Source organism: Sporolactobacillus terrae (genome assembly GCF_019930545.1).
GTDB lineage: Bacteria > Bacillota > Bacilli > Bacillales > Sporolactobacillaceae > Sporolactobacillus > Sporolactobacillus terrae.
In genome coordinates, this window is sequence record NZ_CP082837.1 from 1,290,276 (window position 1) to 1,302,444 (window position 12,169).

Sequence of the window (12,169 nt, forward strand, 5' to 3'; positions counted from 1 at the left end):
GAAGGAGGCAGATTTCTCAGCACGCTCTTCATATAAGCAATCCTTATCTTCGGGAAACCATAAGAAATGTTTTTTTGAATAATCAATGACATCGGCCGTTGAAAAACGTACAATTAAGAATTGAGGAAGTCATTTTCCAGATGATTCGAATCAGAATCACTGTTATCTCTTAATGCGTAAGCCAATGCGATGACCTAACCCTACTTTTCGGAGTGAATAATTTGGAACAATTTAACTGGATCTTCACGATTACTTGGCAGGAAGCACTTATCTCATTAGCCATATTTCTGATTTTCTTCATAGCAAGAAAACTGTTTTCTAAATTTTTTCTAAAGCTGATCGCCCGGCTATCTAAATTAAGTAAAACCCAGATGGACGATGCGATTGCTGAGGCCTTTTACAAGCCGGTTACGTTTATCCTACTCTTTGCAGGCATCTATTTTGCGCTTCTCTATTTACCGCTTCCGCATACATGGAAGTCAATCGTTTCATTGATTTTTAAATCGTTGACTGTATTTTCAATGGGTTGGGGATTCTATATCTTCTCTGGTGCAATTGGAATTTTCTTTAATCGAATGGGCAATCGCTATGAGCTGCAATTCAATACAATCGTGATTCCATTTCTTTCTAAAATCGTGAAATTTATCATCGCAGTCTTTACCATTTCGATAATCTTAGAACAGTGGAATTTTCACGTCACCGGATTGATTACCGGGCTGGGCATTGGCGGACTAGCAGTGGCAATGGCAGCAAAGGATACTTTAAGCAACCTGTTTGGTGGCCTGGTGATTATTACCGATGCCCCCTTTACAATCGGTGACATCATTCAGATGGGGTCAATTCAAGGCGTTGTTGAAGACATTAACTTTCGCTCCACACGCATTCGAACGACTGATCTTGCACTGGTAACGGTCCCCAACTCAACGCTTGCCAACTCGCCCATCACAAATATATCGAGGATGGACAGACGACGAATTTATTTCAATCTATCCTTGGATGTTGAGACAACAAATGAACAGATCAAACGGAGCCTTGGCCGCATCCGGCAAACACTAGCAGCAGATACTGAAGTCTATCCTGATAAAAAATATGTTTATCTGGATAAAATTACTTCAAGCAGTAAAAACTTGATGATTGATTTTTTCATCAAAACCACGGATCTTGAGGAATGGTTAAAAGCAAAAGAACACTATAATTATGTTGTTCTCGATATTCTTCAAAAAGAACAGGTTAAATTAGCTGCAACGCGCTCGGTCATAGTTACAACAAATGACGATGGAAAAAATATCGAGGACAATCAGGCCGCGGCCACGGAAGAACGCTCACCGTCTCGTGACTCATTATAGGTTTGTAGATGAAGGGTGTCTCAAAAGTCTGTTGACGATGGGACACCCTTTAAAAAACGTACGTTTTAGGATTAAGCACGAGAGTTCGAGACTCATTCAATGGTGTTTGTTGACCGCTTACTGCTTGGTCAGGATTGAATTTGAATTTTTTGCGAGCATGATCATCCCTGTGCAAATCAGCAGCCCAGCAACTGGAAGACCCGTCCCATATAAGATCAAACAGTTAAGGCTCCCGGCAACTAGAAACAGTAGCCCGCAAACCACAGCAAACCCTTTTCTTATGAATAGATACAACCCGATTCCAGCCATGGCTGCACTGATTCCTCCGGCCATGAATGCATGACTTCCAAAGGCGAGCAAGCTGCTTAACGCCCCGGATGCAGAGAGCGGATCATGCTTGATAAACTGAGTCACACGCATTGAAGGCGTCCATAAAGCCGCGAGAACTGTAAGGCCTCCAAAAAGTGTATATTGCCATCGCAAAAGCCCAGTTATGCCATGTTTTTGGGACACTTAGGACATAAACGAGGGACATGTGTGCCATGCGAGGGACAGGCAGAGCTAAAAATGCAGAGGGATCATCCGTAGATGATGCCTCTGCGACCCATTTTTCTTATTCTTTTAATCCGTGTCTTTCTCTCATGGACACTTCTCCATCAATTAAGATGGTGTATGAATCGTGAATGATACGATCGAGAATGGCATCGGCGAGGGTTGCCTGGCCAATATTTTCATACCATCCTTGTGCATCAAATTGAGAACAGAAAATCGTTGAGGACACTTGATGTCGAGTCTCGATAATTTCCAGTAAATCACGTGCTTCGTTTTCTCTCAATGGGGTGAGTAGCCATTCATCCAGGATAAGAAGATCGACTTTGCGATATAACTTCATGACTTTTTGGAAAATCCCTTCTCCTCTGGCAACGGCTAGCTCATCGAGTAAATCAGGCAGACGAGTATATTTCACTGTATAAAACTGTCGACAGGCCGCCATGCCAAAAGCACAAGAGAGATAGGATTTTCCGTTCCCAGAAGCCCCTTGAATGATCAAGTTATGCTTGTCCTGAATGTATTGTCCGGAGGCTAATCGTAGAATCTGAGTTTTGTCCAGTTTGCGATCAGGATGATATTCAATGTCTTCAATACAGGCTTGATTATATCGAAATCCTGCCTTCTTAATCAGGCGATCCAGTTTGTTGTTCTTTCTTCGATCCCACTCACGATCCACTAAGAGACTGAATCGATCTTCGAATGATAAATCATTGTATTGGCTATCGCGTAATTGCTCGCTATATTGTTCAGCCATAGCGGTCAATCTCATATCATATAATTTTGATAAGGTATTTTCGCTCGTCATTTTTCTTTCCTCCCATAGTAGGCTGCACCTCTAACGAAACCGTGAGTATCGCTTTGATTTGTATTTGATTTTGGTGGATTGATAGAGTCTAGTTGTTGTTTATCCTGACCTGTTTTTAAAATGGTCTTAATACTGTTCAGATTGGGTCTTGGCGAATAGTCTAAGGCACGTCCACATGCCCGTTCGAGGCGTTCTACAGAGTATTTATCTGCTAGTTTTGTGAGTGATGAACATGATTTAAGTGCCTGTTTTTCTACTTTGTATGAAGCGAGAATCGCTTTTACAGTAATGAGTGTATGAACCCCGACTTCCTTAGCCCAGGACATAAAATAATCTCGGTTCATCGATAAATAATCCTTATGTTTATCGGGCATATGCTCGGGATTGGTAGATAGCTGACCTTTCTTCCCATAAAGTCTGATATGCGAAGCAACGCGGAAGTGATTAAAATAGATTTCGATCATGTTTCGGGTCACTCGAACATCCACCTGGTGTTTCATGTATTCATAGGGAACGGAATAGTACATTTTTTCTACAGATATGTGATAATCAAAGGGTACGGTAGCTTTTTTCCATGTCGCTAATTCGTATGAGGAAGCAGGTAAAGGGAGAAGGGCAAACTTCTCCTCCTCCGCAAAAGCGGATTGCCTGCTTCCATCTTTTTTCTGAAAGGGCTTCTCATTATATTCCGTTAATTTCTCTCTTATCGCTTGATTCAGCTCGGAAATCGAAAAGTATTGACCGTTTCTCAGGGAGGCAATAATCCAAGTTGATATGATTCGAACACCCCCTTCTACATTGGGTTTGTCCTTCGGGTGGCGAACCCTGGCAGGAACAATCGCTGTTTGATAATGCTCAGCCATTTCCTGATACGAGCGATTGATCACCGGGTCTGTTGAGGATGATCGTTCAACACCAGTCTTTAAATTGTCAGGAATAATCATTCGGGGAACCCCACCGAAAAACTGCAGGGCATGGATATGAGCGGTTATCCAGCTTGGTGTATCCATGGATAGAAATGCCTCGACGTAAGCATATTGACTACAAGGTAACACAGATATGAAGACGTAAGCAGGAATGGTCTGTCCGGTGATAGAATCCTGAATTGAAGCAGTTTGACCTGCCCAATCCACTTCCATTGCTTCACCAGGCTTTCTTTTAATTCTCATGGTTGCTTTGGTCTTTATCACATAGCTGTTGTAAAAACGACAGAATTGCCGATAACTGTAAGGGATCTCCTTGTTTTGTCTACACGTTTCTACATATTCATGCCAAAGCAATGACAGGGTCACTCCGCTTCGAGCCATTTCCTGGTGGAGATAGCTACAATCCGGTGGACGTCTCATCTCAGATCGATGCTTTTCAGGAAAAAGAATATTCTGGAGTTCAGGATTATCCATGTCCTTATCCAGTGGCCATGAGACTCCTTTCTCTCCAGCCCGCCTCAGGACATTGCCAATGGTATTCTTCGAACATCCGCAGCTCGAAGCAATATGCCGATGGCTAAATCCCTGAGCATGAAGCCGCAAAATTTCACGGTATTTGATCATTAAAAAAACCTCCTGTAATGGATTTACACCACTAGGTGCAAGCTCATTATACAGGAGGTGTCCCTCACATGTCCTAACTGTCCCAATTTGATGTCTTTACTGTCCCAAAAACTTGGCACAGCTGTCCCTATTCAATGGCAATATACAAAAAGCGATTGAATCAATGCTGACAGTACAGATAAAGAAGCGATGATACACGCTGCAACGTGACGATTCATGGTGAACACTCCTTAATCAATCTCTAACAAGAAACTTGTCTGCTCAATCATATGCTTAATGCTCCGCCTTGATTCCCAATCTGTTTTCGATTTTCCAGTCTTGCTGATTGTAAAAAGCAGGTTGATCCTTATTGATGATCCCCCTGCTTTACGCTTCGCTTATTTGCGTTTCATCGATACATTGCCCAATCAGAACAACCATTTTGGTTAGCTGTTTCTGTAACGCCCGGGATTTTCACGAGCATTTTCCTCAGCCAGCTGTATCTCTTCCAATAATCTCTGATGCAGAACCTGTGCTTCTTCTCCTTCAAGCACAAGTAATAATTCTTTTTTATGGATTGAAGAAAGATAGGCCATCGTTTGTGGAAGACTTTTTATTGGGAAGGTTGAGCCGCTTTCGGAAAAATAAGCACGGCAACGACTTTTTTTTAACACCTCAAATAATCGGATAATCCGCCGTAAATTGATACCTCCAGGTGAAGTGAGCGGTATTTTGATCGATGCGAATTTCTTTGCCATGTTTTCAAATCACCTCTTGCTCTATTTCTTAGACACCTTCGGCTATCTTTATTATAGAGCATCTCGCCATGCATGCAAAAGTTGACACCGTGAGAAAAACCGGGCAAAATACGCCCGGTTTTTAATCTCCAGCCATGTGTGATCGGTTCGTGTCTTTTCGGTGCTGAATCGTCGCTTCGGTTGCTCGCTTGCCGCGGGCGCACCGCGAGCCTCCTCTTATCGTCATCCATCGAAAATCTTAGGGTGATACCGAGGCAGTCTCGTCACTGCCCTTCCCATGCTGCAGCTGATACATCGTGAAATACAGCCCGCCTTTTTGCAGCAACTCTTGATGTTTTCCGCGTTCAACAATTTCTCCACGGTGCAGCACGAGGATCTGATCCGCATCCTGTATGGTCGACAGACGATGCGCAATTGCAATCGTTGTACGTCCCTTGCGCATTTTTGCCAGTGCGGTTTGAATCGCTTCCTCTGTTTCAGTATCGACGCTGGCTGTTGCTTCATCCAAAACAAGTACTTTGGGATTCAGTGCCATCGTTCTTGCAAAAGAAAGAAGCTGTCTTTGTCCGCTTGAGAACGTTGAACCGCGTTCGCCGACAGGTTCTTGGTATTGACCAGGCAGTTTCTTAATGAAGCGGTCAGCTTGAACAAATTCTGCCGCAGCTTGTACTTGGTCATCCGTAATCTCATGGTGGCTCAAACGGATATTGTCGGTTACATCGCCAACAAACATAAATGAATCTTGAAGCACCAGCCCAATCCGTTTGCGCAGTTCTTCATCAGAGAACGCAGTGAGCGGTTGACCATCAATAAAAATACCCCCGTGATGAATTGGATAAAACCGCATTAACAGGTTAATGATCGAACTCTTTCCACTCCCCGTATGCCCGACAAGCGCTACCGTTTCTCCAGGATTTGCGGTAAAGCTAATGTGCTTCAATACATCTGTTTTCCCATCATAGGAAAAGGTTACGTCACGGAATTCGATACGGCCATCGGATACTTCAGGATTTGTATCACTCTCTTGAACCGGAGCCAGACGTTGATCATCAAGCAAACCAAAGACGCGTTCAGCCGAAACCATTGCCTGTTGAAAAATGGTCAATTGCTGCATGATCTGATTAATTGGGTCAAAAAAACGATCAAGATAATTGATGAACGCATACAGAACACCGATTTTTACCACGTTATCAAACGACTGAACACCAAAGTAACTGAGAATCATGATTAAGCCAATTATATAAACGGAGTAAACGGCCGGCCTCAGCATCAAACTGTTTAGTCGAACACTTTTCAAGAGCGCTTTTTTATGATCATTGTTTATCTCACCAAATTCATTACGCAGCCTTTTTTGCTGCCGCATCGCTTGAATCATTGCCATGCCCTGAAGCGACTCATTCAGCTTTGCATTGAGCTGACTCAGTTTCACACGTGTCACACGGTAAACCTTGGAGCTTAGCGTACGGTACGCCCACATTAACAGGAGAAGAAAAGGCATCAGAATGAAACAGATTAACGCCAAGCGTACATCAAGGAAGAACATTCCGGCAAAGATACCGATCATCATAATCGTGCTGTTCACAATCGTCGACAATACGGTCACGTATAAATCCTTTATTGTTTCCGTATCATTGGTGAGACGTGAGACAAGACTGCCACCTGGAGTCTGATCAAAGAAACGGAGGCCCAGATGCTGCACTTTTGCAAACACTTGGACACGCATCATTTGAATAATATTCAAGGCAATCTTTTGAAAAGAAATGACTTGAATATAATGAAACGTTGCCGATACGGCATAAATCCCAACGAATGAAATGCCTAATAAGACAAGCGCTTCTGTTGGAAAGCGGCGCGGTGTTAAATAATCGTCGATAAAGATTTTCATGATAATCGGTCCGAGTACATCAGCACCTGTTGCAATAATTAATGCGAGAAACGCTGCCGCCACTTTCCACTTAAAGTACTTAAGATAGGACAGAAGCCGTTTCATCACGCCGCGTCCGGAAATTTTTGTATGTGTTTCCTCATTCATCCTTTCTCTCCCCCCTTCGAAACTAAGCTTTCGAGTTGCTGATGGGCGTACATCTCTGCATACCAGCCATTCTTTTTGATAAGCGCCTCATGGGTCCCGTGTTCGATAATCTTGCCTTCATCAAGAACGACAATTTGATCGGCATGTTCGACTGCACTCAAGCGGTGTGCTGAAATCAATGTCGTTTTATTGATACGTTCATGTTTCAGTGCATGAAGAATTGATACCTCAGTACGTGCATCAACCGCAGATAGAGAATCATCAAAGATTAGAATTTCCGGATCGGCAAGCAATGCCCGAGCGATCGAAATTCGCTGCTTTTGTCCTCCGGAAAGCGTAACACCGCGTTCACCAACAATGGTTTCATATCCTTCCTTAAAATGAAGAATATCTTCATGAATACTTGCCAGTTTAGCGACACGCTCAATCGCTTCGCGTGATGCATCCGGTTTTGCAAACGCGATATTTTCTGCGATTGTTGCTGAAAACAAAATATGATCCTGCGGAACATAGCCGATTGCGCTGCGCAATGCGTCCAGCTTTACAGAACGAATTGGCATCGCCCCGATGCTGATTTGACCGTCGATAACATCGAATTCACGGAGCAGCAGCCTCAGCATCGTTGTTTTTCCAGCACCAGTTTTCCCTACAATCCCCAACGTCTGCCCCTGTTCTACGGTGATGTGAATATCGGAGAGTACCTTCGCCTGATTGCCCGGGTAAGAATATTCCTTAATAGCATAAGCAATGGCGCCGCTCGGTACGTCTTCTGATGCACCTTTTTGATCCGTGATCTCCGGCTTTATCGCCAGGAGCTTATGGATTCGATCATAGGACGCGCTCCCGCGTTCAACAATATTAAACAAGAAGCCGAAAGCAAGCATCGGCCAGACCAATTGACCTAGATACAGGGTAAAGCTGGTCAAACTGCCAAGGGTCATCGAACCTTGCATGACAAACACCGAGCCGAAAATCAATGCAAGAAAATAACAGAAAGCGACAATAAACGTAATCGTTGGATCGAACAAAGAATCGACTTTAGCAACAGCAATATTTTTATCAACCACATCACGAGACGCCTTGCGAAATAACTGAATTTGCGCCTCTTCTTCACCGAATGCTTTAATCACCCGGACGCCCGACACGTTTTCTTGAACTTTATCATTGAGGTCGGAAAACGCTGCCTGCGCTTTACCAAATCGCTGATGCAGTAAATTTCCATAATGCATCGTCAAGATAACCATAATCGGCATCGGCAACAATGTAATGAGTGTTAGCTTCCAATTGATCAGAACCGACATGGTTACAATGACCATACCACCCATGGTGATTGAATCGATTAAGGTCAGAATTCCTTCGCCTGCTGCATTTTGAACAGCATTGATGTCATTGGTTGCATGGGCCATTAAATCGCCAATACGCCGTTTTTGAAAGAAATTTGGCGAAAGCTTCGTAAAGTGCTTATACAAGCTGTTCCTCAATTGATTCGCAAGGATGATTGAAGAACCAAAGATCCATTGGCGCCAAATATAACCGCAAGCATAATAGATAATACCAATAATGATAAGAAACAAGATCCAACTGATTAGCGTCGTTGGGGTTAAACTTCTTGTTCGGATGTCGTCAACCAAGACGCCGACAACATAAGGCGGGATCATTGAAAGAAAACTGGAAAGCATAAGAAAAATAATTCCGAAACCGTATTTCATGCGTTCTTGCTTGAAAAACCACCATAAATCAAAAAATATGTGCACACCGTCAACCTCCTTGTCAAACCAACCGTTTCGTGAGCAATTCGCACAAAAAAAGCCACAGGAGAATTAAAATTCTTTCTCCCATGGCTTTATCGAGACAGCAAAGCGCTTTAATCTGCCGTTTTGGTCTTCATTCGTGCCGAGGGAAAGAGTTGAACGTCAAAACATCAGGATAATTCATTCCATGAAGTCCTTTAATCATTAAATGTCTATTCATGACGTTCCCCTCCTTCTCGTTTAAAAAATGAATGATTATATTATATAATTAATTAAAATTGAAGTAAATAGCGAGTTGAATGAATTTTAAACAAATAAAAATAAAGCGCAAATTTTGCTGCTCATGTACGAAAACATAAAAGGAGAAGAACATCATCGTTCTTCTCCTTTTATGTTTTAATTTATGTTAATTTCTTTACGATTTGACTTTTTAGTTTCTTTTTTCGGGAGTGTGATGCCGAGCACGCCATCGCTAAACTCAGCTTTAATCGCGTCTTCATTAACATCATCAAACCTAAACCGCCTCGTATAAGAACCTGTAGCACGTTCTTTACGAATGAAGCTACCGTCCTCTGCTTTTTCATCTGACCGCTGCTCACGTGACGCGTCGACGGTGAGTATGCCTTGACTAAAACCAATATGGATGTTCTCTTTGTTGAATCCCGGAAGATCCATTTTCACATCATAAGCGTCAGGACGTTCCTGAACGTCCGCTGCAAATGGTTGAAGACTGTTATTCCGAGAGAAGTTATGCCCCCATTCATCAAACCAGGAAGGTAAAAAGTCAAAGAATCCGTCATGATCTTTTCTTGTTGGGTATAATGTTGCCATGATCAATTCCTCCTTAATTGTTTCAAAGTTCTCTTGATCTCAAAACGATTCTTTTGTCTCATTTGATGCATCTTTCGATCACATCGCTTACCGCCCCTTTGCGTACGGGTTGAATCTAAGCACCGGGGATTAGAACATGATCACGTTCAACCCTTACAGCTTTATTATAGCATTTGGTCAATAAAGGTCAACTATAAATTTGATCTTCACTGACCTTTTATTCCACTGAAATTATACGCGTCGTCCGTTATAATAATACATATTGATGGGAGCCAAAGCGGTGAGACTCCTGCAGGAACAGCGACCAGATTCGCAGTCGCCCGCGGAAAGAGAGGCTATGAAGCGGAAATCAACAGACTCATTTTACAAAGCATAACAGGAAAGGAATTAAATCTATGTCTAAAGCTTTAGTACTGGCTGAAAAACCTAGTGTAGGAAGAGAAATTGCTCGTGTACTGGGCTGTAAAAAAAAAGAACGGCATTATATCGAAGGCGATCGTTATCTCGTTACTTGGGCACTAGGTCATCTTATTGAATTAAAAATGCCGGAAGAATATGATCAAAAATACAAAACATGGCGCATTGAAGACCTGCCGATTATACCCAATAAAATGGAAACGCGGCCGATCAAACAAACCCGCGCTCAGTTCCAGGCAATCAGCAAATTGGCCAAGCGCAAGGATCTGGACAGCTTGATCATCGCAACGGATGCCGGAAGAGAAGGCGAGCTCGTCGCCCGCTGGATTATTAAGACGATTCGCTGGCACAAGCCGATCAAAAGGCTTTGGATCTCGTCCCAAACTGATAAAGCGATTCAAGATGGCTTTCAACACCTGAAACCCGCCAAAGATTACGACCAGCTTTATCAATCGGCTGTTTGCAGATCTGAAGCCGACTGGCTGATCGGCCTGAATGTTTCTCGTGCCCTAACCGTCAAATATAATGATTCCTTGTCGGCAGGTCGTGTTCAAACACCTACGCTGTCTATGCTCCTTGAACGCGAAAATGCGATCCGCACGTTTAAGCCCAAGCCTTATTGGGTACTTGGCGTTGATGTTGGTGGATATACAGCGACGTGGCAATGTGCAGATCAAAATCGCATCTTATCAAAGGAGCATGTAGATAAGCTAAAAGCTAAAATTTCCGGACATCCCGCCATTGTCCGACGAGTAACGGTTAAAAACAAACATGAGCGCCAGCCGCTCCCGTATGACTTAACCGAATTGCAGCGTGACGCAAACCGTAAGTTTGGCTTTTCAGCCAAAAAAACATTGAATGTTCTGCAGAACCTTTACGAACACCATAAGATCGTGACCTATCCAAGAACAGATTCTCGCTATTTGACTCCCGATATTGCTTCAACAATGCCTGAGCGCTTAAAAGCTGTCTCATCGATGTATGGAGGCGAAATACGTTCGATTCTGCATAAACAAAAAGGAAAAGCCCTTGCTAAATTTGTATATAATGAATCAAAGGTCAGCGATCATCATGCATTGATCCCTACAGAACAGCCCGTATTTATTAGTGATCTGTCGGACGATGAACGCCGTCTCTTCGACTTAGTTGTACGTCGCTTCCTTGCACTGTTTTATCCGCAGTATCAGTATCGCAGCATCCATGCCGAACTTGATATCAACGGTGAGTCGTTCATATTAAACGTCTCTGAACAGACCGATCTTGGATTTAAGCAGCTGAACGCTCCATCAGAGGCGCCACAGCCACAAGCGAAGCTGCGCTTAACCCAAGCACAGCAACTGCAGGTTCGTCACATTCGCGTTGAAGATAAAATGACAGAGCCCCCGGCAAGATTTTCAGAAGCCGATCTCTTAACAAAAATGGAAAAGTATGGACTGGGCACACCTGCGACACGCGCCGATATTATCGAAAAGCTGCTTCAGGCTGAATCCGTTCAACGAATGAATGGACGACTTTGTCCTACAGCAAAAGGAAAACAATTGATTGATCTCGTTAATAACGATCTAAAGTCGGCAGCACTGACTGCAGAATGGGAACACCAGCTGGAGCACATCGCTAAGGGCAAGGGAAATCCACAGCATTTCATGACAAAAATACGTAAAAAAACGCAACAACTCATTAATGAAGTGAAAGATAGCGAAAAAACATATAAAATTCAAAATTTAACGGGTTCAAAATGTCCTGAATGCGGCTCATTAATGAAAGAGGTTCACGACCGCGATGGGGCACGCATTCTTGTATGTATTAACCGCGAGTGCGGTTATCGCAAGCGCAAGGACCCCAAGCTTTCAAACAAACGCTGTCCAACATGTCATAAACGAATGGAAATGCATCACGGTAAAGCTGGTCTCTATTTTCAATGTCGCTCATGTGGAATCATTGTAAAGGCAGACGAGTTGAAGCAAAAGGCAAACAAAAAAGAAACGCGGCGCCTGCTCCATCAAATGAACAAAGAAAGCGAACCGATCGGAAATCGTTTGGCCGATGCATTAAAAGCTGCAATGAAAGAGAAAAACGAGTAAGAAAAAAGCCGAAAGGCTTTTTTTCTTACTCGTTTAAAAGGCATCCGAGCACATTCCTGCACTCGAT

The 12,169-nt window shown here is 43.2% G+C and carries 9 protein-coding genes; 2 read left to right on the forward strand and 7 right to left on the reverse strand.

The genetic code is table 11. The annotated features are described in order from the left end of the window. The first annotated feature begins 212 nt into the window (after nt 1–212). Nucleotides 213–1,346 (forward strand): mechanosensitive ion channel family protein, encoded by a 1,134-nt coding sequence (locus K7399_RS05950; RefSeq protein ID WP_415640306.1) that lies wholly within the window; start codon nt 213–215, stop codon nt 1,344–1,346. A 117-nt stretch (nt 1,347–1,463) separates the two neighbouring features. Here the strand turns inward: K7399_RS05950 and K7399_RS05955 are convergent, their stop codons facing one another. From K7399_RS05955 to K7399_RS05985, 7 genes are all read right to left on the reverse strand, one after another. After that, nucleotides 1,464–1,766, reverse strand: coding sequence for a hypothetical protein (locus tag K7399_RS05955; RefSeq protein ID WP_028977542.1), 303 nt, complete (start codon nt 1,764–1,766; stop codon nt 1,464–1,466). Nucleotides 1,767–1,959: 193 nt separating this feature from the next. Continuing rightward, nucleotides 1,960–2,703 carry an IS21-like element helper ATPase IstB gene (istB, locus tag K7399_RS05960; protein ID WP_028977444.1) on the reverse strand — a complete coding sequence of 248 codons (744 nt, stop codon included), beginning with the start codon at nt 2,701–2,703 and terminating at the stop codon, nt 1,960–1,962. Then, a complete protein-coding gene (istA, locus tag K7399_RS05965) occupies nt 2,700–4,253 on the reverse strand; it encodes an IS21 family transposase (RefSeq protein ID WP_028977443.1) in 1,554 nt (517 codons plus the stop codon). Before istA ends, istB begins: the two co-directional genes overlap by 4 nt. A gap of 425 nt (nt 4,254–4,678) precedes the next feature. Beyond that, nucleotides 4,679–4,990, reverse strand: coding sequence for a hypothetical protein (locus tag K7399_RS05970; protein ID WP_028977375.1), 312 nt, complete (start codon nt 4,988–4,990; stop codon nt 4,679–4,681). 238 nt (nt 4,991–5,228) lie between these two features. Further along, the gene (locus tag K7399_RS05975) at nt 5,229–7,022 is read right to left on the reverse strand and encodes an ABC transporter ATP-binding protein (RefSeq protein WP_028977376.1); all 1,794 of its coding nucleotides are present in this window, start codon (nt 7,020–7,022) and stop codon (nt 5,229–5,231) included. Next, a complete protein-coding gene (locus tag K7399_RS05980) occupies nt 7,019–8,776 on the reverse strand; it encodes an ABC transporter transmembrane domain-containing protein (RefSeq protein ID WP_028977377.1) in 1,758 nt (585 codons plus the stop codon). The genes K7399_RS05975 and K7399_RS05980 overlap by 4 nt, the downstream gene beginning before the upstream one ends. A 393-nt stretch (nt 8,777–9,169) precedes the next feature. Continuing rightward, complete coding sequence (locus tag K7399_RS05985) at nt 9,170–9,604, reverse strand: Hsp20/alpha crystallin family protein (RefSeq protein ID WP_028977378.1); 435 nt, start codon at nt 9,602–9,604, stop codon at nt 9,170–9,172. A 395-nt stretch (nt 9,605–9,999) separates the two neighbouring features. Between K7399_RS05985 and K7399_RS05990 the strand changes: the two genes are divergently transcribed. After that, a complete protein-coding gene (locus tag K7399_RS05990) occupies nt 10,000–12,102 on the forward strand; it encodes a DNA topoisomerase III (RefSeq protein ID WP_028977379.1) in 2,103 nt (700 codons plus the stop codon). Nucleotides 12,103–12,169: the final 67 nt, after the last annotated feature.